Origin of the sequence: Gemmata algarum, assembly GCF_034097035.1 — a bacterium.
Classification (GTDB): Bacteria; Planctomycetota; Planctomycetia; order Gemmatales; family Gemmataceae; genus Gemmata; species Gemmata algarum.
The window spans coordinates 94644-120154 of the sequence record NZ_JAXBLV010000178.1 but is presented as its reverse complement, the minus strand read 5'-3'; the positions used below and the strand labels follow the sequence as shown (position 1 = coordinate 120154).

Annotated in this window: 16 protein-coding genes; 10 read left to right on the top strand and 6 right to left on the bottom strand. The window is 66.9% G+C overall.

Features of this window, described 5'->3' with window-relative positions:
* Positions 1-19: 19 nt before the first annotated feature.
* On the bottom strand, positions 20-1429 hold the full coding sequence (locus R5W23_RS14945; RefSeq protein WP_320686980.1) for an RNA polymerase sigma factor: 1410 nt from the start codon (positions 1427-1429) through the stop codon (positions 20-22).
* 238 nt (positions 1430-1667) lie between these two features.
* Positions 1668-5753 (bottom strand): amidohydrolase family protein, encoded by a 4086-nt coding sequence (locus R5W23_RS14940; RefSeq protein ID WP_320686979.1) that lies wholly within the window; start codon positions 5751-5753, stop codon positions 1668-1670.
* Positions 5754-5956: 203 nt separating this feature from the next.
* On the opposite strand from R5W23_RS14940, the gene R5W23_RS14935 reads away from it, so the two are divergent.
* Complete coding sequence (locus R5W23_RS14935) at positions 5957-7021, top strand: basic secretory protein-like protein (RefSeq protein ID WP_320686978.1); 1065 nt, start codon at positions 5957-5959, stop codon at positions 7019-7021.
* Between the two features lie 1129 nt (positions 7022-8150).
* On the opposite strand, the gene carB is transcribed toward R5W23_RS14935, so the two are convergent.
* Positions 8151-11465 (bottom strand): carbamoyl-phosphate synthase large subunit, encoded by a 3315-nt coding sequence (gene carB / locus R5W23_RS14930; RefSeq protein WP_261184571.1) that lies wholly within the window; start codon positions 11463-11465, stop codon positions 8151-8153.
* Between the two features lie 292 nt (positions 11466-11757).
* Between carB and R5W23_RS14925 the strand changes: the two genes are divergently transcribed.
* The 7 genes from R5W23_RS14925 to R5W23_RS14895 all read left to right on the top strand — a co-directional run bounded on the left by R5W23_RS14925 (position 11758) and on the right by R5W23_RS14895 (position 19181).
* Entirely contained in the window at positions 11758-12603 is an 846-nt protein-coding gene (locus R5W23_RS14925) for a hypothetical protein (RefSeq protein WP_320686977.1), read from the top strand.
* A gap of 177 nt (positions 12604-12780) precedes the next feature.
* Positions 12781-13113, top strand: coding sequence for a nucleotide pyrophosphohydrolase (locus tag R5W23_RS14920; RefSeq protein WP_261186680.1), 333 nt, complete (start codon positions 12781-12783; stop codon positions 13111-13113).
* A gap of 925 nt (positions 13114-14038) precedes the next feature.
* The gene (locus tag R5W23_RS14915; RefSeq protein ID WP_320686976.1) at positions 14039-15409 is read left to right on the top strand and encodes a hypothetical protein; all 1371 of its coding nucleotides are present in this window, start codon (positions 14039-14041) and stop codon (positions 15407-15409) included.
* A 159-nt stretch (positions 15410-15568) separates the two neighbouring features.
* Positions 15569-16135, top strand: coding sequence for a ribosomal protein S18-alanine N-acetyltransferase (gene rimI, locus R5W23_RS14910; protein ID WP_261186682.1), 567 nt, complete (start codon positions 15569-15571; stop codon positions 16133-16135).
* A gap of 88 nt (positions 16136-16223) precedes the next feature.
* The gene (locus R5W23_RS14905; RefSeq protein ID WP_320686975.1) at positions 16224-17729 is read left to right on the top strand and encodes a hypothetical protein; all 1506 of its coding nucleotides are present in this window, start codon (positions 16224-16226) and stop codon (positions 17727-17729) included.
* 97 nt (positions 17730-17826) lie between these two features.
* A complete protein-coding gene (cmk, locus tag R5W23_RS14900; protein WP_320686974.1) occupies positions 17827-18513 on the top strand; it encodes a (d)CMP kinase in 687 nt (228 codons plus the stop codon).
* Positions 18513-19181 (top strand): lysophospholipid acyltransferase family protein, encoded by a 669-nt coding sequence (locus R5W23_RS14895; protein WP_261186685.1) that lies wholly within the window; start codon positions 18513-18515, stop codon positions 19179-19181. The genes cmk and R5W23_RS14895 overlap by 1 nt, the downstream gene beginning before the upstream one ends.
* 22 nt (positions 19182-19203) lie before the next feature.
* Here the strand turns inward: R5W23_RS14895 and R5W23_RS14890 are convergent, their stop codons facing one another.
* The gene (locus tag R5W23_RS14890; protein WP_320686973.1) at positions 19204-21129 is read right to left on the bottom strand and encodes a WD40 repeat domain-containing protein; all 1926 of its coding nucleotides are present in this window, start codon (positions 21127-21129) and stop codon (positions 19204-19206) included.
* A gap of 690 nt (positions 21130-21819) precedes the next feature.
* A complete protein-coding gene (locus tag R5W23_RS14885) occupies positions 21820-22581 on the bottom strand; it encodes a sugar phosphate isomerase/epimerase family protein (protein ID WP_320686972.1) in 762 nt (253 codons plus the stop codon).
* A gap of 238 nt (positions 22582-22819) precedes the next feature.
* Between R5W23_RS14885 and R5W23_RS14880 the strand changes: the two genes are divergently transcribed.
* Together R5W23_RS14880 and ispD are read left to right on the top strand one after the other, a co-directional pair.
* Positions 22820-23140, top strand: coding sequence for a hypothetical protein (locus R5W23_RS14880; RefSeq protein ID WP_010050354.1), 321 nt, complete (start codon positions 22820-22822; stop codon positions 23138-23140).
* 369 nt (positions 23141-23509) lie between these two features.
* The gene (gene ispD / locus R5W23_RS14875) at positions 23510-24259 is read left to right on the top strand and encodes a 2-C-methyl-D-erythritol 4-phosphate cytidylyltransferase (RefSeq protein WP_320686971.1); all 750 of its coding nucleotides are present in this window, start codon (positions 23510-23512) and stop codon (positions 24257-24259) included.
* Between the two features lie 20 nt (positions 24260-24279).
* Here ispD and R5W23_RS14870 read toward each other — a convergent pair whose 3' ends face one another.
* Positions 24280-24981 (bottom strand): DUF2293 domain-containing protein, encoded by a 702-nt coding sequence (locus R5W23_RS14870; RefSeq protein ID WP_320686970.1) that lies wholly within the window; start codon positions 24979-24981, stop codon positions 24280-24282.
* Between the last annotated feature and the right edge of the window lie 530 nt (positions 24982-25511).

The window sequence follows — 25511 nt, the reverse complement described above, 5'->3', positions numbered from 1 at the left end:
TTGATGCTGCTGACACGTACTACTTCGGGTTCTTGACCTTCCACAATTCCGTTTCGACCTTCAGGCGGTGTCGGTTCGCCACGTCCAGCAATTGCGGGCGGTATGCGCCGGCCCGCACGCGGAGTTCTGTGTGTCGCTCGGACGCCTTGGCGGCAATAAGCAGTTCCGTGAGCCAAAGCTCTTGCTCCTTTGGCTGTCGGCCCCACAACTCGGTGACAATGGCTTGCATGTCGGCCAGCCAGCCGTGAAATTCGATCAGTGATTGTTCGTAGGGACCGGCGACTTCCCATGCCGCGACGATCCGAATGTGCTCACTAATACCCGCTTGGAGGCGGGCTTTCAGTAGCTTCCTCAGCGTGTCGTCTGCCGGATCCGCTTTCAGTTCGATCACTCCGGTCAGCCGCGGGCACTGTTGCTTGAAGGCCTCTTTGATCCCCGAGGGCTTCGCCCAATCGAGAGCAGCGACCTCGGGAAACGCAGTCATACTGGTCTGGGGGACGAGTGCTGGTCGCCAGCCGCTTTCGATGTTCTTGGGTGATGCGGGTTGTGTGATCTCGCTCTTGGGCGCGGGAGTGCCCGGAGCACGTGGGGGCGGGACCGCCTCAGCTTTTTGCGGCTGAGACGTGCCGCTTGGCGCAACAGCCAACATGCTGCCGGCGCCGGCGATTCCCGAACACACAACCACGGCCGCCGCCACGGCCCTGACCCAATGCGTCGTGTTCAGCACTGCAAGAACTCCCTCGGTAAGTGAAGCGACCGCAGCCGGCACCTGTCCGGCGGTCATGGGTAAGGTTCGGGTCACGAGGTGCGGCGGTGCCATCCCGACCGGCCCGAACGCGGCCGGCGCGAACCCGCGGCGCCCCAGCCGCGCGCGGAGTGTGGCTCGCGCGCGGCTGAGGCGCCCGGACACGGTGCCCACGGGCCAGCCGAGCGCCTTAGCGGCGTCGGCGTGGGACAACCCCTCCAGGTCGCACAGGACCACCGGGAGGCGCTCGCGCTCGGGCAACCGCGCGAGTTCCTCGTGAACGACCGCCACGAGTTCAGAATCGGCCGGTTCGACGGGCGCCGCCGGGGTCGCGTCGAACTGTTGTGGCTCGACGGCGGTGACGCGCCGCGTTCGCTCGCGGAGCTTGAGGGCGGCGTGGACGGCGACGCGGTGGAGCCACCCGCCCACGCACGGGGTGCGAACGTCACGGGCACAGCGGAGCAGGGCCAGGAACGCGGCCTGGAACGCGTCCTCGGCGTCGGCATCGGCGGCCAGCAGGCGCCGACACGCGGCCCACACCGCGGGGGCGTGCCGGTGAACGATCAGCTCGAACGCGGCCGAATCGGCGGACGCGGCGAAGCGGCGCAGCAGTTCGGCGTCGGTGACGTGGTCGGTCCCGGGCGGGGCAGAAGCCAGCAGTCGGAAGAGCAGTCGTTTCGACATGATGCGGCTCGGCCTCTGTCGCGGCTCCGGATCACGTGGGTCCGGGAACCGCGATCAGTATCGGGGAGGGCACGTACCTCACCGATACTGATCCGCGAGCCGTCGGCGCTCATACAAGAAAGTGAAAAATCGTGGGGGGCGGCGGGCGAATCGCCGCCCCGCACGCCGGAGCGTGCGAGGGCGGGCGTTTCTTCATCAAGCAAAGGCCGAATCGCATTCACGGCGCCGGCCTGCGCGGTCACCTGCCCGGGGACCGCTCGCGCCCCTCGTTCAACCGCTTTTGGTACTTGTCGAACAGCCGGCTCTGCTTGCTGGTCGGCTCATGCGGCTTGCCGTCCACGAACACGCACAGCACCTGGGCCGTCGCCTGGAGCACGTCGCCGTTGGCGATCACGAGGTTCGCCCGCTTGCCGACCTCGATGGAGCCGAACCGGTCGGCCACGCCCAGGATTTCCGCCGGGTACAGCGTCACCGCTTTCAGCCCCTCCTCCGGCGGCAGCCCGTGCGCGACCGCCATCGCCGCTTCGTATGGCAGGTTGCGGGCGTTGTTCGAGCCCGCCGACCGGATGCAGAACCGCACCCCCGCGGCGTGCAGCTTGGCCGCCGCGGTGTAGGCCGCGTCGTACTTGTCGCCGGTCTCGCGCGGGATGCTCATCACCGGCCCCAGGATCACCGGCACGTCGCGCCGCTTCAGCTCCTCCGCGAGCTTCCACGCCTCGGACGCGCCGCTCAGGATCGGCTTCACCTTCAGTTCGTCGGCCAGTTTGAGCACGCCGGCGATGTCGGCCTTGCGCTCCGCGGTGAACACCACCGGCTTCTCGCCGCGCACGAACGGCCGCAGCGCGTCGAGCCGAGGGTTAGCTGCGACCGGCGCGCCGGCCTTCTTCGCGTCGTCGTACCGGCGGGCCGTCTCGAACAGCTCCTTGAGCTGGGTGAGCTTTTGCTCGCGGCGGAAGCGGGCCGCCGAGGCGCCGTCGCTCTCGAACGCGACGGTCGGGTTGAACCCGCCGCGGAAGCCGCCGGCGTTCGCCGGGGGGTACTCGATGTGGAGCGTGAGCCCGTCTACCGCGACCATTTCTGCCGGCACCCAGCCCGCGAGGTTGATGAGCGCCCCCTGACCCGGCAGCAGGGACCCGGTGGGCCGCGTCAGCGCTGTGGTCACCCCGTTGGCCCGGGTCACGGGGATCAGCTCCGAGTCCGGGTTGATGCCGACGCTCGCGCGGAGGTCCGGCTGGAAGTCGCCGCCTTCGCGGAAGTCGTTGGTCTCGCGGGCCGAGTCGATTTCCACGAGCCCCAGCACGGTCCCGGCGTCGATCATGCCGGGGAAGATGTGCAGACCGGTGCAATCGACCTCGCGAACCGCCGGCCGCGCCCCGCCGACCTTCAGACCGCCCTGTGCGACGTGAAGGAACTTGCCGGTTGCGGCGTCCACGGTAACCGTGCCGACGAACGGTTCCTTGCCCGGTGAGTGGACCGTGCCCCCGTGCAGGACGTAGGTGCCCTTCGGCAGCTCCGGGAGCGCGGCGAACTTCGGCGCCGGCTTCGCGGGCTCCGCCGCGGCCGGGTCGAACGGCGTGAGCTTCGGCGACCGCTGGAAGTAGATCTCGCCTTCGATCAGTGTCATTTCGCACCGCGCGAAGGAGTTCAGCGGGTGCCCGTTGAAGATCGCGAGGTCGGCGTCCTTGCTCACCTCGACGGTGCCGAGCCGCGTGTCCAGTCCGAGTTGCTTGGCGGGGTTCAGGGTGATCGTGTGCAGCGCTTCCTCGGGCGTGAACCCGCAGTATTTCACCAGCTTCGCGGCCTCCTGGTTCAGGTGCCGCATCAGCTCGTTGTCGTCCGACTTCAGGCACACGGAGGCGCCGGCGTCCTTGAGCAGCTTCGCGGCGTAGGGGATCGCGTCGAACGCCTCGATCTTGTACGCCCACCAGTCGCTGAACAGGCTCACGCTGGCGCCGTGCGCGGCGATCTCCGGGGCCACCTTGTAGCCCTCGAGCACGTGCTGGAGGGACTTCACCTTGACGCCGAACTGGTCGGCCACGCGCAACAGCATCAGGATCTCGTCGGCCCGGTAGCAGTGCGAGTGGACCCGCACGTCGCCCTTGAGGATGTCCGCCAGCGCCTCGAGGCGCAGGTCGCGCCGCGGCTCCGGCAGCGGGTCGCTGGTCCCTTTGCGGGACTCGTACTCGGCCCACTTTTTCTGGTATGCCTGGGCCTCGGTGAACGCGCGGACGAGGACCGCCTCGACCCCGAGCCGGCTGTTCGGGAACCGGCCGTCGGTGCGCTTCACGTTCTCGCCGAGGGCGAACTTCACCCCGCGCGGCCCGCTGGTCACCAGCATCTCCCGTGCGGTCGCTCCGTACTTCATTTTGATGACCGCGTCCTGCCCGCCGATTACGTTCGCGCTGCCGTGCAGCAGGCGGGCGGTGGTCACCCCGCCCCCGAGCGCGCGGTACACCTGCACGTCCTCGGAGTCGATCACGTCGCGCACCCGCACCTCGGGCACCACCGACAGCGACGACTCGTTCACCCCACCCGACATCGCGAAGTGCGAGTGCGAGTCGATGATCCCGGCCGTTACGAACATGCCGTTCGCGTCGATGACCTTCACGCCGGCCGCGGCGGGCAAGCTACTACCGATCGCCCGGATCTTTCCGGATTCGACCAGGATGTCGGTGTTCGGGAGCGTTTTACCGGTGCCGGTGAGGACGGTGGCGCCGCGGATCAGCACGGACCCGCCGGTGCGGACGGGCGGCTTCCGGTCGGCCTCCGTCTCGGTGGCGGTGAGTTCGGCGGCGTCGAGCATCGGCACGACCGCACGCAGCGCCGCGCCGTTGAACGGCGGCGTGTCGCGCTCGGCCCCCGGGCGCCCGGACCCGAACGGCCCCTTCGGGGCCGGCGCGGGTCCGGCCGGGGCCGGGACCGCGTCGGCGTCCGGGCGCGGCCGGTTCCCCTTCTTGGGGGCCGGGGTGTCACCGCCGGGTGCGGGTGCGGTTGCCCCGGCGGGCGGCGTTGGTGCGGTGAGGTCGAAGCGAACGCCGTCGCTGAACGCGAACTTGTACTTGGTCGCGGCCGAGTCGAACGCGCCGTCGCACACGAGCAGGTGAGCGGCGCGGCCCTTCGCGATGCGGCCCACTTGAGATGACGCGCCGAGGATGTCGGCTGCGGTGCCGGTTAGCGACGCCAGCGCGGCGTCCGCTGGCAGCCCGGCGGCGATGGCCTTGCGCACGTTCTGCTGGAACCGGTTCGGTGCCAGCCCCTGCGTGGTGAACGCGAACTTCACCCCGGCTTTGTGAAGGGCTGCGGCGCACCCCACGTCCTGTTGCCGCAACCGCTCCTGGTCTTCGCGGACGCGGACGGGCAACTCCGACTCGCGCTCGGGGGCCGAGGCGAAGTCGAGCCGCAGGACGACCGGCACCTGCTCCTTCGCCAGCCGGTCGGCGACTTTCCACGCGCTGCGCCCGCCGACGATCAGCGGCTTCAGTTTGAACTCGGCTGCGAAGTCGAGCGCGCGGTTGATCTCGTCGGCCGAGTCCGCCTCGAAGGCGACCGGCAGTTGGCCGTCGAGAGCGGGCCACAGGGCTTCCAGGCACGGGTCCGCGGGCGGGCGCTTGCCGGTCTTCCCGCGACTTTCATAAGCGGCCCACTGGCGCTTGAGCCAGCCCGCGTCGAGCATCGTCTGCCGGGCGTGGGCCATCACCCCCATCAGCGACACCGGGTACTCGGCCCCGGCGACCCGTCCGAAGCGGGCGTGCAGTGCCACCGGACCCCGTAGTGTGGCGTCGCGCGGGACCGACCCGCTCAGGCTCACGAGTGCGCTGGTGCCCGAGAGGTACCCGCCGTCGGGCGCCACGAGCTGGGCGGTGAAGCCGACCTTCCGCCACGGCGCCGCCGACTCCTCGTCGAGCTTGAACGCCGTTTGAACCGCGAACTCGGGCGTCAGCCCCTTGCGGTGGTCCGGTTTGGTAGCGACGAGCGGGTCCGCGGCCAGGTCCTCCGGGGCCGGCGGGCCGCCCAGGGAGCGCCGCAGCCCGACATCGTAGCCGCGGGTGGTGGCGGCGTCGATGAACCCCGGGTAAACGGTGAGCCCTTTCCCCTCGATCACGAGCGCGTCCGGCGGGACGGCAACGCCCTCTCCGACCGCAGCGATCAGCCCGTCCCGTATCACGAGTGTGGCTTTGGGGAGCACGGTTCCGGCTTCCGTAACGACCTTTGCGTCACGGATTGCATACGCGGACGGGGCGAGGTCGCTTGGCTTCTGGGCCGCGACTGGTACGAAGGCGGCAGCGGCCAGCGCGCCGAGCAGCGCGAAACGTGCTGTGTTCATCAGTGCATCGCCACAGTAATGGGGCGGAGAGGTTGGGACAGTTGTATCCCGGCGCGGGAGCAGGGGGGAAACAAAATCAGGTGTTTCGGACTGGGGCCGCGGTTGAGAGTTTATGAGGAGCCAATGTGAACGCCGGCCCTCCGCTCTCCGATCCCGCGCCGCGGGAGTACAACACTCCGGCCGCTCCGAACCGAGGTCATTCAATGCGATTGCTGCCTGCGGTGCTTGTTGTTCTTTCGTGCAACCCGGCTATTGCGGCCGAACCCGCCCCCGGGCCGCGCCCGATCCGGCGGGCCGCGGTCGAGTCGTCCCTGCCCTCCGTCGCCGGCCGGATTCGTCAGTTCGCCTTCGACGGTGATGCAACGACCTACTTCGTGTCCGAACGCAACGCGAGCAAAACCGACCACTTCACCATCCGGTTCGATACGCCGGTGAAACTGAAATCCGTGGCCGTGCTGACCGGCCGGCCGAACGGCGACGACGCGCTGGCCGCCGGATCGCTCGAACTCTCCGCCGACGGCACCACGTTCGAGCCCGCCGCGACCTTCGACAAGGGGAAGGCGTCTGCGACTCCCAAAGCGGGGACCGTGCGAGCCATTCGGGTACGCCCGACCGAGGACCTGAAACACCCGCTCGTGGTGCGGGAGATCACGATCGATTCCGACCCGCGGGTGACCACGTTCCGGTACCCGGTCGAGTTCACGATTGACGTGGCGGACGCCCCCGAACTGCGGGAGTGGACCGAGAACGCGGTTCGGGTGTGCGAGCGAGAGTACCCGATGATTTGTGACCTGCTCGCGAGCGACGGGTTCCAACCGCCGACGCAGATCCGGCTCGCGATGAAGGCCAGTTATGACGGTGTGGCGATGGCCGGCGGGAACCGGATTACCGGGTCGGTGAAGTACTTCAAGTCGCACCCGAACGACATCGGCGCGATGGTCCACGAGACGGCCCACTGCGTTCAGAACTACCGGGGCCGTGGGCTGCCGGGGTGGCTGGTGGAGGGCATCGCCGATTACGTGCGGTTCTGGAAATTCGAGCCCGGCACGGCCGGCCGGGTGAACCCGCAACGGGCCGCGTTCGATGCGAGCTACCGCACCACCGCCGCGTTCCTGGCGTACGTCACGAGCCGGTACGACGCGCAACTCGTGACCAAGCTGAACGCCATGCTGCGCGCGGGGCGATACGACGCCGGGGTGTGGAAGACGCTCACCGGCAAGACGGTTGAAGAGCTGAACAAAGAGTGGCGCGAATCGCTCGCCCGCTGATCGGTTTCTCTGTTGGTGTTGGGCGTTGCCGTCCGCGCTGACGTGCCTTTTCGACCCTGAACGATGCGGATTGGTTTGAGACGAGCCGGACGCGCGGCGCACGCGCGTCCGGCTCATTCTCATATGCCTCACCATTTCAACGCGCCACCGAGAGACTTCTAACCGGTCGTCGCTCAAGCGACTCGGATATCCGCGATGCCCCACTGTGGCGCGGTCGGATGCGCCAATCATTTCCCATGTCCGGATGAAACCGTTCGTGCGGAGTTGGCGCGGCGGTCGGCCGCGCCCGCGGTTACCGCAGAGCAAGCCCGTCTGGGTGCAGTCGCATGACCGTTCCAGAGTGAGCGAACTTCCCACCGCTGCCATCAGCCGAGTTGTGGTCGATGGGGCCGGTTTCTGGCCGACGATGAGAAGTCCGTCAGCAACCCCAGCCACGTTCGGTGCCGCCGATGTTGAAACGGTCAGGTTCGAGAACCGTTTCGAGCGGATCGTCGGGCTGCTTCCTGTGGCTCCGATGTTCCTGCCTGCTCCCTTCTGGTGTTTGGGGAGCGATTGAGACATCGGGCAGAAGGTGGCAATGAACATCACCAAGCGAATCGGGAATGTGCGACTTTCCGCAGCCCGGCGCTGTAACGGACGTTACAGCGCCGGGCTGCGGAACCTGATTCGTGATTCAGTTGGTTGTGTCTTTGTCGCACAGGCATTCCTGTCTGTGCGACAAAGACACAAAGACGGACACCCGCAAATGGACTGCGAATGAGTGGGTCAGCGACTGGGCGCTCGCTACCGGTTAACTGGTCACGGACTGGTGGTTCGCTGGCTGGTTGCTACCCACGAATTTCGCCAAAAACTCGGAGTGCGGTTCCTGTGGGAAGTCGGGGTTGTTTTGAGAACGTCCAGCGCACTGCGCCGTAACAGATTGTTGGGATGATTCTTATGGCGAGATCGATCTGGAAGGGTGGTTTTGGTCACTGGAAAGAGATGAGGGCCGCGGTGCCCATTTAGTAGGGGCACCGCGGCGTCGAACTTCCAACGAAGGAAAAACGCGGTGGGGGAATACCCGGTGCGTCACCTATTCAGCCGACGGCGATTCAGCAGACGGGCGGGAAGCGACATCCCCGCCCGGATCTTACTGTGCTGGGAACCGGTCCTGAAGTGCGGTAACCGTCAGTTGCCGCTGCTTCAAGGCCCGACACGCTTCGACGGCCGTTTGGGCGGCCGAAATCGTGGTGATCGCGGTGACGCGGCTGGCCACCGCTTCGGCCCGGATGCGCGATTCGTCGGTGGAGCTGCCGCGGCCGGTCGGTGTGTTGATGATCAGTTGGACGTTGCCGTTTTTCATGTGGTCGAGCAGGTTCGGTCGCCCTTCGGCGATCTTCGGGACGTCCTCCACCGGCACCCCGCGCTCGCGCAGGAACGCCGCCGTGCCGCGTGTGGCGATCACCCGGAACCCCAGCTCCGCGAACCCCCGCGCGATCGGCACCGTGACCTCTTTGTCCCGGTTCGCGACGGAGATGAACACGGTACCGCCTTGGGGCAGCCGCGAACTGGCCGCGAGCTGGGCCTTCGCGAACGCCATAGGCATGGAGTCGTCGATGCCCATGACCTCGCCGGTGGACTTCATTTCCGGTCCCAGGATGATGTCCACGCCCGGGAACTTGTTGAACGGGAACACGCTCTCCTTGATCGAGTAGTGTGTCGGGATGACCTCCTCCTTCACCCCGAGCTCGTCGAGCGTCTTGCCCACCATCACGAGCGCCGCCAGTCGGGCCAGCGGTACGCCCGTGGCCTTCGACACGAACGGGATCGTGCGACTGGCCCGCGGGTTCGCTTCCAGGATGTAGACCTTCGGCGCCTCGGTCGCGGCCGCGCCCGCGCGGATGCCGGCGACCGCGAACTGGATGTTCATCAGCCCTTTAACATGGAGCGCCGCCGCGAGCTTCCGCGTCTGGTCCTTGATCTCGTTGATGACGGCCGCGGGCAGGCTGTACGGCGGGATCACGCACGCCGAGTCGCCGGAGTGGATGCCGGCCTCCTCGATGTGCTGCATCACGCCGCCGATCACCGTGCGCGTGCCGTCGGAGAGGCAGTCGACATCGACCTCGGTGGCGTTCTCCAGGAACTGGTCGATCAGCACCGGGCGGTCCCGCGACAGGTCGGGCTCGACCCGGCGGATGTACGACGTGAGCTCGTCCTCGTTGTAGACGATCTTCATGTCGCGCCCGCCGAGCACGAAGCTCGGGCGCACCAGGATCGGGAACCCGATTTTGCGTGCCACGCGCAGCGCCTGAGCCTCGTCGACCGCGGTGCCGTTGGCCGGCTGAAGCAGGCCCAGCTCGGTGACGAGCTTCGCGAACCGCTCGCGGTTCTCGGCGATGTCGATGCTGTCCACGCTGGTGCCGATGATCGGCACCCCCGCGCTCTGGAGCGGGGTCGCGAGGTTCAGCGGGGTCTGCCCGCCGAACTGCACGATCACGCCCTCGGGCCGCATCCGCTCATGGATGTTGATGACGTCCTCGGGCGTCAGCGGCTCGAAGAACAGGTGGTCGGAGGTGTCGTAGTCGGTGCTCACGGTCTCGGGGTTCGAGTTGACCATGATCACCTCGTACCCGCGGGCGCGGAGCGCGAACGCCGCCTGGCAGCAGCAGTAGTCGAACTCGATCCCCTGGCCGATGCGGTTCGGCCCGCCGCCGAGGATCATGACGCGGGGCTTTCCGGACGAGGGCCGCACCTCGTCCTCCGACTGGCTCGCGGAGCCGGGCGCGCTTTCGGTCCGCACCACCGGGGCTTCGTAGGTGCTGTAGTAGTACGGTGTGTACGCCTCGAATTCGGCGGCGCAGGTGTCCACGCTCTTGAACACGACCGTGACGCCCTGGGACGTGCGGAGCTTCCGCACCTCGGCCTCGGACACCCGCCAAAGGGTCGCCAGTTGCCGGTCGATGAACCCGTGCTGCTTGGCCTTGAGCATCAGCTCCGGGGTGACCGCGTCGAGGGACGGCACGGCGCGCAGCTCGGCCTCCACGTCCACCAGGTCTTGGATCGCGCGGAGGAACCACGGGTCGATTTTGCTCCGCTGGTGGATCTCTTCGACCCCCATGCCCGCGAGGAGCGCGTAGCGGACGTACCAGATGCGGTCCGCGTTCGGGCTGGACAGCTTGATGGTGATCTCTTCGCGCGACGGCGCGTCCGGGGTGCCCCAACGGTCCCGCTTGTCGCACCCCAGCCCGAAGCGCCCCACCTCGAGCCCGCGCAGCGCCTTCTGAAGGGATTCCTTGAAGGTGCGGCCGATCGCCATCGTCTCGCCCACGCTCTTCATCTGCGTGGTCAGCGTGGCGTTCGCTTCCGGGAACTTCTCGAACGCGAACCGGGGCACCTTCGTGACCACGTAATCGATGGTCGGCTCGAAGCAGGCCGGGGTCTCGCGGGTGATGTCGTTCCGCAACTCGTCCAGCGTGTACCCGACGGCGAGCTTGGCCGCGATCTTGGCGATCGGGAACCCGGTCGCCTTCGAGGCCAGCGCGCTGGAGCGGGAGACGCGGGGGTTCATCTCGATGACGATCATTCGCCCGTCGGCCGGGTTGATGGCGAACTGGATGTTGCTCCCGCCGGTCTCCACCCCGATCTCGCGGATGATGTCCTTCGCCTTGTCGCGCATCCGCTGGTACTCCTTGTCGGAGAGCGTCTGCGCGGGCGCGACCGTGATGCTGTCGCCGGTGTGGACCCCCATCGGGTCCAGGTTCTCGATGGAGCAGATGATGACGACGTTGTCGGCCTTGTCGCGCATCACCTCCAGCTCGTACTCCTTCCACCCGATGACCGACTCCTCGACCAGCACCTCCGTGGTGGGCGACAGGGCCAGGCCGTGGGTGATGATGTCGCGGTACTCGTCGCGGTTGTACGCGATGCCGCCGCCGCTGCCGCCCATCGTGAAGCTGGGGCGCAGCACGCACGGCAGCCCGATGTCGTCGAGCGCGCGCATCGCCTCTTCGAGCGTGTGGACGACGACCGACTTCGGCACCGCGACGCCGATCTTGAGTACGGCGTCCTTGAACCGCTGCCGGTCCTCGGCCTTATCGATCACGTCGGCGTTGGCGCCGATCATCTCGACGCCGTACTTCGCGAGGACGCCCTTCTTGAACAGGTCCATCGCGGTGTTGAGCGCGGTCTGGCCGCCGAGCGTGGGGAGCAGGGCGTCGGGCCGTTCGACCGCGATGATCTTCTCGACCACCTCCCAGGTGATCGGCTCGATGTACGTGCGGTCGGCGATCTCGGGGTCTGTCATGATGGTCGCCGGGTTGGAGTTCACCAGGACGACCGTGTAGCCCTCTTCGCGAAGTGCTTTGCAGGCCTGCGTGCCGGAGTAATCGAACTCGCACGCCTGGCCAATGATGATGGGTCCGGAACCGATGAGCAGGATTTTCTTGATGTCTGTGCGTTTCGGCATTGTGGTCGCGTGCGGAGGTTGTTCGGCGCAAACTCCGAATAGCTTATGACCGCGGCTCGGCGGGCCAAGGGCGCGTCGGCAAGAGTGTTTGCGCCGGACGGCGGTCCGGCCAAAATCGGGTCGGTAAGGAATGTGCTATAAGGTGAGAGCGACTGCGACGAAGTTAGTTTACCGCGCTGGCGCGCCGGCCGGACATCGGGCTGTTGTGCTGCCCCTCCCGGACCGCCGAAGAACAGGCGCTCCGCGCGGAGCACGGTGACGAACAACACATCTACCTCGGAGAACCGTTTCGATGCGATCGTTCGCTGTATCGGCCGCGCTGGTCGCGACCCTTTCGCTGTCGGCCGCTGCTGACGACGCGGTCGAGATCAAGCTCCCGGTGCTCAAAGCCGGGGACAAGTTCAAGGTGACCAAGACCGAGAAGACCAAGAGCACCGAGGCGTTCGAGGCGGGCGGGAAGACCAGTGGTAAGGACAAGGACGAGTCCCGGCTCATCGTTTACACCGAGGAGGTGGTGAGGGCCGGGACGGACGGTGAGAAACCGACGAAGGCGGTGCGCGTGTACGAGAAGTATGATGTCACCGCTACAAAGGACGGCGTCCCCCCGCTCAACACGCCCATCACCATCACCAAGAAGGGGAACAAGTTCGAGTTCACTGCCGACAAGCCACTCGGCGAGTTCGCGGCCGCTCTTGGGCGCGAGTTCAACAAGCCGAACGAGCCGTCGACAAAGGACTTCCTCCCCGGAAAGCCGATCAAGCCGGGGGAGTCGTGGAAGATTGATCCCTCTAAGTTCGTCCGGAGTCTCGCAGAAGAGAAACTGAACGTGGACGCCGAGAAATCGGTGATGACCGGGAAACTCCTCAAGACCTATACGAAGGACGGCAAGCTGTTCGGTGTGCTCGAACTGACAGCCGCGTTCCCGCTAAAAGACCTGGGCAAGGAGGCCGTGACGCTGAAGAGCAGCGTGATCAAAATGGCGGTCAACACGGACGTGTGCATCGACGGCACCGACGGTGCGGAGAGCACCAGGTCGGTGCTCGGGTTCGATGTGGTGGCCGAGGCCACGGGCGTCAAGATAACGATCAAGTCCGACGGGGTACTGACCAGCACCAAGGAACGGCTCCCCCGGAAATGACTCCGGGCGGACCGCGGCGTGGCCGCCGGGCGGCACGCGTCCGGATAACTTGCCCAGTTCTGCTTTGCATTTCTGTTGACACCTCTGCCCGCCCCGTTATATCCGCGGGCCGAAGCGGCGACTCATCCGGCGGGGGACACGGCCGGGTGGCCGCACCAGCACACACGAGCCGGTTCAATGCCCGACGCGACCACGCCTGTGGCAGCGCTGAAGGACGCCATTCGCGCGTTCGCGGCGGCCCGCAGGTGGGAACCGTACCACACGCCCAAGAACCTCGCGATGGCGCTGGCCAGTGAGGTCGGGGAGCTGTGCGACATCCTGCGGTGGCTCACGCCCGAGGAGTCGGTGGCGGTGGCTCGCGACCCGGTCCGGCGCGAGTCGTTCGCGGACGAACTGGCCGACATCGCGAACATCGTGTTTCTGCTGAGCGCACACACCGGGATCGACCTGTCCGATGCGGTGGCGGCGAAGATGATCAAGAACGCGGTTAAGTACCCGGCACCGGAGTGACCAGGTGTCAGATACTTCTCCGCCAGCGGCGGCCGATCGGGGGAGATCGGTTCGTCGGCCATGAGACTTGTCCAGCCTGTTCGAGGGGGAGTGGGCCGTGCGTAAACGACCGATTGTCCTCGCGGCCGCTGTCGCGGTCGCGGGGCTCGCCATACTGGGAACGGTGGTCGCGCAGCAGCCCACTGCCACCTACCCGCAGCCGAAGGTGGTGCCCGCCAGCGGCACGCTCCCGGCGCCAACCGTCCGTCCTTACGGTGATTGGACACCGACCACTCCGCAACCTGTCTCTCCGGCTGCGGGGTTGGGTCTTGGTAAACCCACCACTACCAGTAACGCGGCGCGGCCAACGGGCGGCTCGCCCACTGGTTCGTCCGGACAGGTGCCTTCATCCGGGTATCCGGCGAATGCCGCCAATCGCCCGCGGCCGGGTATCGCCGGAGCAGATCCGGTTCGTCCGGCCGGTGGATTTGATGTGCCGGCACCGAGCATGGAGTTCCCAGGTACCGCTCCGCTGGCCGGCACGCCAACCCGGCCGCTTCCGCCGCCGAGCTTGAGCCTCGAGCCAGGCGAAAGTAAGTTCACGACCCCGTCCACTCCTCCAGGCAGCGGCGCGCCTGCGCCGTACGTACCGGTCCCGCCCGCCCCGGCTGGGACGCCGGTGCCCACCGGGGGCGGCTTGCCGCCGGCGGCACCGTCGTTCCCGTCCACCGCACCGAGCACGCCGCCGGCGACTTCCGCGCCGCCGGCGACCAATCCGAAGCCTCTGCCGCCGCTGCCGGTCGGTACCGGGGTAATCGTTCCGACCACTCCGTCGCTTCCGGGCGCAGCGACCGGTCCGGCCGCTGCCCCGACAGTTCCTGCGGTCGCGCTGCCGGCCCGGGTCGCTCAGAGCGTGAGTGTTGAGGCGGTGTGTCCGGATTCGGTCGTGTTCAACACCGAGGCCGAGTATGTGATCGTCGTGCGGAACGCGGGCAACGTGGCCGTTCAGCACGTGCGCGTCGAAGACGAACTCCCGGCCGGGTGCCGGTACGTGAGCAGTAACCCGCCCGCCGAACTGAACGGCGACCGACTCGTGTGGGCACTCGGCGCCCTTGAAGCCAACTCCGACAAACGCCTCGCGGTTCGGGTGAGGCCCACGGAAGAGGGCGAACTTCGCAGCCGTGCGACGGTAACCTTCTCGGCTACGGTGGACGCGAAAACCAAAGTTACCCGCCCCCGGGTCGCGGTCGCGGTGACGTGCCCCGAGGTGGCCCGTGCCGGTGAAGAGCCCGTGTTCAAGATCAAAGTCACCAACAGCGGCACCGGTCCCGCGCAGCAGATGGTGCTCCAGGCGCTGCTGAGCGACGGGCTCGACTTCCGCAACCAGGGTGCGCGGCTCGAAACGAAGCTCGCGAACCTGCCCGCGGGCGAGACGCGCACGGTCGAACTCCCTTTGAATGCGCTTAAAGCGGGTTTGCAGTCGTGCCAGGTGACGGTGACCGCGGACGGCAGCCCGGAGGCGACCGCGAAGGCGTCGGTGAACGTGGTCGAACCGATGCTCCAGGTGGCGCAGGCCGGGCCGGTTAAGTGCCTCGTCCGTGCCGAGCCGAGCTACGAGATCACGCTCTCCAACCCAGGCACCGCGACCACCGATCCGGTTACAGTTCACGCCGTTCTGCCGGACGGGTTCGATTTCCTGCAAGCGTCGGAAGGCGGCGCGTTTAACCCGGCCACGCGGGCGGTCACCTGGAAACTCCAACCGCTGGCTGCTGGCGGTACGAAACTGGTGGGCCTCAAACTGCGGGCGGGGGCCGCGGGCGACGTGATGCTCCGCACGGTCGCGATCGCCGCGCCAGAAGCCCAGCCCAACGGGATCGCTCCGGTTGGTGGCATCCCGGCTCGCGCGGGCCGCGGGCTGGAGGCGAAGGCCGAAACCGCCATTAAGGCCGAAGGCGTCGCCGCTTTGCGGTTCGAGGTGGCGGGCCTCGAGAACCCCGTTGAGGTGGGCAAGGAGGCGGTGTACGAGATCCGCGTCGTAAACCAGGGGACCGGCGCGTGTACCAACGTGCAGGTTATGGCGGCGCTCGCCGACGGGACGACGTACAGTGGGTCCAACGGCCCGACCGCGGGCAAGGCGACGGGGCAAACGCTGGTGTTCGAGCCGATCCCGAGCTTGGCCGTTAAGGGCGAGACGGTGTACCGGGTGCGGGTGCGCGGGAACGCCGCCGGCGAGCAGCGGTTCCGCGTTCAGCTCACCTGCGATCAGGTGCGCAACGCCGTCGTCAAGGAAGAATGCACGCGGTTCTACAAGGAATAGATGCCCGCGCCGTGCGGGTAGACGATGAAACGTGCAGCGTCCGAAAGAGCGCGCTCTGGGCGGAGCAACGGGCTTCTTTCGGCAGATCTCCTCGGTTCGGATTTTCGTCCCACGGCCGTGCGGGGGCACGGTCGTGGGGCTGGGGGAAGGGAGTCCGCAATGAGCATCAGTCGCGCGCTGCGTAAGGACCGGGATAGGGCCGAGTCGGACGAGAACGCGATCCACATCCGGTGGATGATCCGGCGGGACATGCCGGACGTGATGGGGGTGGAACTTGCCAGCTTCGAGTACGCCTGGACCGAAGACGACTTCCTGCGGTGCCTGCGCCAGCGGAACTGTATCGGGATGGTCGCCGAGCGGGGCGATACCGTCACCGGGTTCATGATCTACGAGTTGCACCGCACGCGGCTGCAATTGCTGAACTTCGCTGTCGCGCCGGCGGCCCGGCGCGCCGGCGTGGGCAAGTTGCTGATCGGGAAGCTGATTTACAAGTTGTGCAGCCACCGGCGGCAGAAGCTGACGCTCGCGGTGCGGGAGCGCAACATCGCGGCCCAGATGTTCTTCCGGGCGCACCGGTTCAAAGCGGCGAAGGTGCTGCGCAACTACTACGAGGACAGCGGCGAGGACGCGTACCAGATGGAGTACCGGCCGGAGCCCGAGGAGTGGGCCGAGTTCGGCGGCGAACCGGTGAACCGGGTCGCGATGTACGAAGACAACCAGGGCTAAGGGGACCGCGCGGTCCGGCCGGACGCGCCGCACCGGCCGTACCCGTACAGGGGCACGAACCGCAACGGCACATGGAGGGGGCGCAGCGATGACGACGGAACGCAAGATGTGGTGGCGGAAGGTGGCGCTGGCCTCGGTCGGCGGGACCGTTGCGGTGGGCGGGCTGTTCGGCATCGTCCGTGCAACCTCGCCCGAGCAGACGCAGGTCGCTCCTGCGGTGCCGGTCGCCACAGACACCACCTGGAACCGCGCGGCGGCCCCGAGCCCGGTGCCTCCGTCCGTATCACGGGTGGAACACGCTCCGGTGGCGCCCGGCTCCGTGGTGCCGGCGGGCGCGGCGATATCGGGGCCGCTGCCCGCATTGCCGAGCGTTCCGGTGCCTGCCGCACCTCCGGTACTGCCGCCCGTTCCCTCTGTGCCGTCCGCCATCGAGCCGATTGGTTCCGGCCCTCGCGCGCCCGACGCCGGGCTGCTGAATGCCGACAAAATTCCGTTGCCGCCGGTGCCTTCGATCGAACCGCCAAGCGTGCCCAGCCCCCCGAAGGGGCCGGACCCGAAGCCGGCTGCGCCGCTCGCACCTGCTGAACTGCCTGCGCTACCGGTGCCGTCCGGACCGGTAGAAACGCCCAAGGTGCCTACCAACCCGCCCACCCCAGCGCTGCCGTCGGCCGTTTCGCCATTTCCCGCCGTTGCCCCACCTGCGGGGAACGCCCCCCTTCCTTTACCTACACCGTCACCAGACCCAGCCAAGGCGGTAGTACCGGTTAAACCGGATTCTGACTTGAACCGGTCGAACCCGCAGAATACGCTCAATCCATCGTCCCCGGTTGACCCGCCGGCACCGACCGCGCCGCCGACTGGTCCGGGCGGTCGTGACGTGCCGGCGACAACCGTGGACCGGCCCAAGCCGCCCGAGCCGATGTTCGGGACGACCGAGAAGTTCGTGTTCCCGGCACCGGGTGCGACGGAACCGGGCGCTTCGACACCACGAGACGCAACCATGTTAAACCTCAAGCACGCGGCCGCCGCTGCGATCCTCGGCGGCGCGATCCTGGGCGCCGAACCGGTTCGCGCTGCGCCGGCGCCTCTGGTTCCTGCTGCCCAGGTGCCGTCTGGTGACGACAAAGTCAGCGTCGAACAGCTCAAAACGGATCTCAAGGCCGCCAGCGACAGAATTAAGAAGCTCGAAGAGCAAGTCGAGAAGCTGGAAGCCTTGGTGCTGGGCAAAAAGGACCGTGACGGGAAACGGCTGACAAACAGTCTGGACCGGGGTGCCGTTGCGGATGTCGTGGACCTCAAGGACAAGATCGACCGGCTGGAGAAAGAGCTGAGTACGCTGAAGACGCAAACCGCGCTCAAACCGGCCGTCGTGACGCCCGCGGTGACGCCGAAGGGCATCGTTCGGGTGGTGAACGAGTACCCGGTCGAGATCACGATGCTCATTAACGACCGCACGCACCGGGTCGCGCCGAGCACAAAGGTCGATGTCGAGGTGCCCGCCGGTGATTTCAGCTACCAGCTGCTCCAGTCCGGTGCCGCGGTGACGCGGAGTGTCATCAAGGACAAGGAAACCGTGACACTTCGGATCAAATAACCTACCCGCCAACGCGGACAGCGGAACTCGGCGCGCGGGACCGAAGAGCCACGTACTCTTCGGTCCCGCGCGCCGAGTTCTGTGTTGCGAATTACCTATGATTGTGACCATCGACGGCCCCTCAGGTGTGGGGAAGAGTACGGCCACCCGAGAGCTCGCTGCCCGCTTCGGATTCGAGTACCTCAACACCGGCTCGATGTACCGAGCGGTCGCGCTGGCGATGCACCGGCTCGGCGTGCCCACGAGCGACGAGCGAGCGGTGGGCGCTGCGCTCGCCGGGGTGCGGGTAGAAGTGCCCCTCGGGAGAGTGCTGCTGAACGGGGCGGATGTCTCCGGACTTATCCGCACCCCCGAAGTGAGCCGCGGTGCGAGTGAGGTCGCGGTCCACCGCGCGGTGCGTCTGCTGCTGGTCGCGAGCCAGCGCGCCGCAGCGGTCGGCCGCGACATCGTGTGCGACGGGCGCGACCAGGGGTCGTTCGTGTTTCCGCTTGCAGAGTGTAAGTTCTTTCTTGTTGCCGACGCTCGCGTCCGGGCCGAGCGCCGGGCCGCAGAACTCGCCCGCGACGGCGCGACGGTGAGCGTCGAGGACATCCACCGGGACCAGGAGACGCGCGACCACCGGGACACGCAGCGCGACCTGGGGCCGATGCGCCCGGCCCCGGACGCGGTCGTGGTCGATACAACAACGCTCACAACGGCCGAAGTGGTCGAGCGGTTGGAAAACATTGTTCTTGCGGTCCGGTCGTGTAAACGGCGGCGATCGCCCGAAAGGCTACCCTCCTGATGGCAGACCGCCCGAACTTCGTCGGCCGGCTGTGGTACGACACGGTTTTCTGGTCCTCGTTCACGGCCTTCACGTTCGGTTTCAGCATCCGGCGTCGAGGGTGGAAGAACATGCCGCGCACGGGGCCGGTTCTCGTGCTGGCGAACCACCAGTCGATGTTCGACCCGGTGCTCGTGGGGCTGTCGTCGCGCCGGTACTTGTCCTATCTGGCGCGACACACGCTGTTCGAGCAGCGCGGGCTGGCGCCCGTGATCCGCAGCCTGAACGCGATCCCGATCGACCGGAGCGCGGGTAAGGACGGTATTCAGGCGGTGCTGAACGCCCTCGGCCAGGGGCAGGCGGTGTTGATGTTCCCGGAGGGCGAGCGGACTCACGACGGGAACGTGCATCCGCTCAAACCGGGGGTGTCGTTGCTGATCAAACGGGCCGGTTGCCCCATCGTCCCGGTCGGAATCGCGGGAGCGTTCGACGCGTGGTCGCGGTTCATGACCGTGCCCCGACCGGCCCCTCTCTTTCTGCCGCCCGCCCCGGGTACGCTCGCGATCTCGGTGGGCGAACCGATTAACCCGGCGCGCTACGAAGGCATGAAGCGCGAGGCGATGCTGGATGACCTGCATAAGGCGCTGGCCGCGCAGCACGCGGAGGCCGAACGGGTTAGACGCAAGTGACCGCGCGCTCCGGTAGTCGGGCTCAGCGTTTGGGGAGCACGTTTTGTGTCGCCCCGCGGTTGGTCCCACCCTTGCTCAGGTGCCACACCGTCACGGCTTCTTCAGCCCCTGCCGATGCAATATGATTGCCATCAGGGAAGACGCATAGCCGGGAGATGTCACCGTACCCCGTCGAGAACCGGCGCGCCAGGCGGCGACTTGCCACGTCCCACACTTCGACGCCGCCGGCCGTGCCGCTCGTTCCGATAATCAACAGCCGGCTATCCGTGCTGAACGCGACGTGCTGTGCGAGCCCTTCTTCGCTGTGCCGGTCCGTTTTGAACACCTCGGACCCATCCGCCACGCTGAAGACCGGCACTTGTGCGAGTGAAGCGGCCGTCACGAGCTTTCCGTCCGGGCTGAACGCGATTGTCGCGCGGAGCCCCCGGCCGACGCGGGCTTTCCACACTTCGTCAGCCGGGTTGCCCTTTCCGTTCACGGGCCAGAGCCGCAAGAACCCGTCGCGGCCGAACTGCGCGAGTTTGGTTCCGTCGGGGCTGAACGCCAGTGCCAGAACGGAGTTGGTCACGACCGGCAACCGGGTTCGTTCATCGCCCGTCAGGTCGGCCAGGACGACCGCGCCGGACGAATCGGCCCAAGCGATGCGGCGGCCGTTTGGGGCAACGGCGACAGCTCGCGCATTCGCACTCTTGTCGAAGGCACGTGTGGGCTTTGCCGCGAGCGGTTTTATGGGATCGAATTCGGAGTACGCGACAACGCTCTCCGCGGTCGCGACCAAGAGTGTACTGCCGCCCACCGCCGCTGCGACGGCCGGGCCGGGAAGGACGCCGCACGCCTTCGTCTCCTGGTGGCCGACGCGCCAGAGGAAAGCGGCGTCGTTGGACAGCAGGAACAGCGCCTGACCGTCCGTTGTGCCGATCATGAGCGCCGGGGCCGGGAAGCGGTCGTTCTCGGCGTGGAGCTGTTTCCCGGATGGCAGATCCCAGAGCCGCACCCGCAACCCGCCGTTTCCGGTCGCGACCAGTTTTGAGCCATCGGGTGAAATTGCAACCGACCCTGCGGCGCCACGAATTTTCCCCGCGAACGCCTTCTTCGCTAAATCGTAGATGCCGGCATCGGTGCCGTTGCTCACCGCCAGCCGGTCGTTCGTGAGCCACGCGAGCGGTACGTTCATCTCGGGCACTTCGGTCACCAGCGTGGCTCTGTCGGTGTAGATGCGTACCGTGTCGATGCCGTCGGCGGCTCGCGATCCGACCGCGAGCCGCTTCCCGTCCGGGCTGTAGGACACCCCCCGTACCCGATCTTTCCCAGCAAGGTGAAGCGTTCGCTTTCCGCCGGTGACCAGGTGCGCGGCAACGGTTCCGTCGTGGTTACCGATCGCGATCGCTTTTCCGTCGGGTCTGAACGCGAACACGTCGGTGCCTGTCAGTTCAAGTTTCGGGAGTTCCTGCTCGACTTCGGTGACGACGAGGTTGCCGCTCCCGTCGTTGGTCGCCAGCAGTTTACCGTGAGCACTGAAGGCGAAGCGGCTTGTGCCCGAACACGCGACCGTGCCGCTTTCGCGAAGCGTCGCGGGGTCCAAAAGCCGGATCAGGTGTTCTACCGTATAGTGGACTGCGAGCTGCTTGCCGGAATTCGTGTACTGCAATGCCGACACGCCGTAGCCCGTCTTCTGCGTCATCCGCACCATATCGCCGGTCGCGGTGGACCACACGCGGACCGTTCCGTCTTCACCGCCGGTGACGAACGTCGTGCCGTCAGGCGCGAACGCAACGCAGATCGGCCGTTCGGCGTGCCGGAGGCGCGTTTGGCCGAGGCGCGCGACTGCGCCTTCCGGCAGGCCGGCGCTGGAAGCCGGTTTCGGGGGCGGGGCGGTCGGCGGCTCGCCGATGGCATACGGTGCGATCGCAGACGTTAATAAGACGAACGGGCAGAAGCGGGCGAGCATCATAAGCCCTCGACAAGGCGCCCACGGCGCGGAGCAATGTTGCAGATGAGACGACTTGTTCGCGTCGGCCCTACCGGAAATTCTCCACTATTCGGACGCCGTGGTTAGCCGCCGCACGGCCGGAGCCGGACCGAGAAATGTCCTCGATCGTGTGCTGGTGAACCGCAGTTGGAAGACCGGCACATCCGGTACTGCCGCACCCATTTTTGCTGCAAGGAACTTCTCGAAGTCCGGAGGCGGCGCTTTGGGAACGGACAGGTGCGGTTCTCAGCCGAGCCGCGGCACTCGTTCACGCGAATTGTTGCGTTGTTAAAGCGTTAAACGGAAACGGTTTGCGGCGTCTCAGCCGTGAAGGTGCTAGCGGTCTTGAGCATCGCGAACCCGGGCACGATACATGCGATTCGTTGGTAGCAACACCCCAGCGGTTCGGTAGCGAATTGCCAGTCAGGTGGTAGCACACGTCCAGTCTGAGCCCCATTCGTGACTGCTGTGCGTGGGACCTGTGGTTCGTGTCGCGCGAAACGTTGATGCGTATCGCTGACGCTCGGCGACGTTCTATTTTGCGCAACGTTCTCGTGCGTGGGTGGGCCAATCGTCGAGAAGTTCGCCCAGCACACCGATAACGCCGGAACGTGGCGTCCCGGGTCGCGCACCCAGCGCGGCCCGGGACGCCACGTTCTTGCAACTGCCTCACACCAACGATTCGAGTAGGTACTTGAGCTTCCGTACCTCGGGGACGATCGGGAACGGGCTGTCCGGCATGTCGCGGACATCCACCGTTAGGGCGCGGTCGTAGCGGCAGCGGTCGAGTTGCGTGAGCAGCTTCCCGAACTCCATCTCCCCCTGGCCGATCCGCACCTGGAACTGGTCGATGCCGGTGCCCGTGTCACGCAGCCGCACGTGCCGGACGAACTTCAGCAGGCACTCGTAATCGGAACTCGCGTGCGGACCGGAGTGGTAGTGGCTCGGGTCCAGCGTCAGGGCGAGGCCGGGCACCCGGCGGCACAGTTCTGCCGCCCCCAGCGGGTCGGCGGTCACGGTTTGGGCGTGGGTCTCCACCGACAGGATGACGCCTTCCGCTTCGGCGATCCGGACCCAGTCTTGCAGCCGCGCCACTTCGATGTCGAGGTCGCTCCCCAGCGGCGCCGCCGGGACCGTTAGGAGCGGAACCGTGCAGACGCGTGCAAGGCGGCAGATGGCCTGAAACTCTTTGCGCGCCCCGGCCGTGTCGGTGGTGCTGGTGACGAGGTGGATCGACGCGAGGGGGAGGTTCGTGGCCTTCAGGCGCTGAACGCACCGCCCCAGGTCCGCAAGCACCTCCGCCGGCGTGAGGTGCGGGCCGCCGTCGTGGATCGCCAGGTCGGCTTTCGTGAACCGCATCTCGCGGACGGTGCGGAGGGCATCCTCCAGCGACACCTTGCTGAAGCTGAGCGTCGAGCAGGCAACGTACACGGTGTCTCCTCCCAGCGCGCACGCGGCCGCCGAACCGGCCTCCGGGCGCGCTCCCCCAATCCTTCCGACCGCGCGGCACCGACCCCCGTCGGCACTCACGCGGCTCCCCACCGGGACGGATCGAATAGCAACCGGTCCCGGCGCATGCAAGAAAAAATTAGAAGCGAATTCGGCTTGTTCCCCAGGCCGGCGGCGGCTACCAACCGCGCAGCTTGCGCACTCTCCGAAAGGACCGTTGATGACCCCGTTGCCGCTCGCCGAGTGGACCGTCGCACTTGACCGCATGGACGCCGCGCTGGCGGCCGCGACCCAGGCCATTGAGCGGCGCGACGAGCGGCTCGAACGGGCCGTGGCGCCGTCCGCCGGGGAAGGGGAGTTGCCCGCCCTCGACCGGATCGACGCCCGCCTGGCGGACTGGGAGCCGCGGCTCCGGGCGGCCGAGGAGTTGGTGGCGTCGGTCGAGCGCGAACTGGCCGATCGCGCGACGGCGGCCGGGGCGTGGCGTGCGCTGTTCGCGGACTGGGAGCAACTGCTAAAACGAGGGAGCGTCGCGCCCTGATACATGAACCCGTCTGCGGTGTCGCTTTCTGACGCGCCTCGACCGCTTGGAAGCGGTGACACGTATACCGCCCCCGGGCGGTCGCGGCGCGTCAAGAAATGCGACACGACCACCGGTCACGTGTACGAGAACGGGGGGCGTGTTGAGGCCCGCACGCTTCGGAAGGCCGTTTTTGACAGGATCGACAGGATGAACCGGATGAAGACTGATCAATTTTAAATCCTGTTCATCCTGTCGGTCCTGTCAAAAACAGCCTTCGCATTCCTATCGCGCGTTCGTATCCCGCTCCCGAGCGGTAGCGGCCCGCTAAGAAAGCGGCAATATTACCGGGTACGCGTATGATGTCGGGCGCGTCGGGAGGGAGCAAACGTGTCGCAGTTCGCGGTCATTATTCCGGCGGCGGGTCAGTCGTCGCGGTTCGGCGGGGCCGAGAAGAAGCCGTTCGTCACCCTGGACGGGCGCCCCGTGTGGCTGCGCTCCGCGGAGACGTTCTGGAGCCGCGACGATGTGAGCAAGGTGTACATCGTCGTTGCCCCCGCGGACCGCGACGATTTCCGTGCCCGGTTCGGTCACCACCTCGCGTTTACGAATGCGGAACTGGTCGAAGGCGGTTCGGAGCGTTTCGAGTCGGTCGCGAACGCGCTGGCTCGGGTTCCCGAGAGTGTCCCTCTCGTGGCGGTCCACGACGCGGTTCGCCCGCTCGTCACGCCCGCGCTCATCAACGCCGTGGTGCAGTCCGCGGCCGAGCACGGGGCCGCGATGCTGGCGGTCCCGGTTGCCGACACGCTGAAGCAGGTGGAACCCACAACGAACCGCATCACCGGCACGGTCCCGCGAGCGGGTGTGTGGCAAGCCCAAACCCCGCAGGTGTTCCGGCGGGACTGGCTCGCGGAAGCCTATGCGGCCCGGGGGCGGTTGACCGTTCCCATTACCGATGACGCACAGTTGATTGAAGCGCTGGGGCACGCGGTGGTGGTGGTGCCCGGTTCGCCGCTGAACTTCAAGATCACCACACGGGACGACTTGGAACTCGCGGACGCCGTACTGAAGGCCCGCGCCGCGCGCCGCCGAGAGGACCAGCCGGCGGCGCGCCCGTTCGACGATGAGGGGCAGTGGTAACGTGATGCCCCTTCGGGGCGTCATGCCGCGCCGGCGTCCGGCCGGGGGGCGAGCGCTTTCTGAAGCGGACAGTTCTCGGGCGCGGATTCGCCGCGCCGGTAACGAGTGAGCAACTCCTGCGACCGCCGCGCGAGCATCCGTCGAACTTCCCGGCGCTTGCCCTTCACGCGCGGGATCACCATCGAGTCGTAACCGGTCGTCTGGTGCCGCATCCAGGCGATCACGGCCGCCTCGGCTCGCTGCTCTACGGGAATCCGTTTCGTCCGCGCGACGGTGCCGCTGCCCACCGGTGTGGCGTGCGTGGTGACGGCGAGCGCGAGCCGCTGTGCCAGGTCGGCGTAGGTCGCATGGAACTCAAGGAAGTCGCGTACCGCGGTGGCGAACTCGTCGACGTAAGCCGTTTGCGTCCGCTCGCGCCGGTCGGCGTCGGCCTGGCGCCGCTTGGCGTGCGCCTCGGTTGCGCGTTCCGCTTCCAGGTCGCCGCGGATTTGTTCAACGGTTGCGGCGGGCGCCCACGTGCCGCGCGAGAAGGTTTTGCGCCCGCGCTTCTCGGCAACGGACCAGCTCTCCCCCGCCGCACGTATGCGGCGGGTCAAGGCGGCATCACCGGGCGGAACCAGCACCCAGCCCGCGGGTACCGTGCGGACGGTGCCGTCTGAGGCGCGAACAGTATCGGGCTTCGGTCCCGGGGTGAACGTTAACGCAGTGTTGTCCGTAGGCATGGCCCTCCTATCGGCAGATGGCGGGGCGTCCTTCAACTCCGCTGCGGTGGACGCGCAGGGCCGCAACCTCATCGTAACGAACGGGCAAAGAGTGCCGATTGTTGCCGCCGAGAAAAAATGCAAAGAGGACTTCGCGCGACATTCGGAGGGTGTATTATGCTGTTGGCTCGACGGGTCGCGTGTCCGTGACGCGACAAACTGAAGGCCGAAGGCGTCGCTTGGTCGCGGCGCCTGAGGTGTGGCTTTGTTGAAAGGAGGTGGTCCCGTGCCTAGTGACCATAGTTCGAAGGGCCGGCTGTCTTAACGGCCGCTACGGGTGGACGTAAGCCGGCCGCCCGACCGAACCCCCGAGCGTATCTACTCGGGGGTTCACTTTTTATGCTGCTCGCGCGACTCGGTTGTTTGTGCGAGTTGTGTCGCATTCTCGATTCTGAACGCAATACGTCATTTCGTCACATCTACTGACTCATCACTTTTAACTCGACCGCTCTGACCTAATCATGCCCTGGTAACAAGGTTCAACTTGTCCG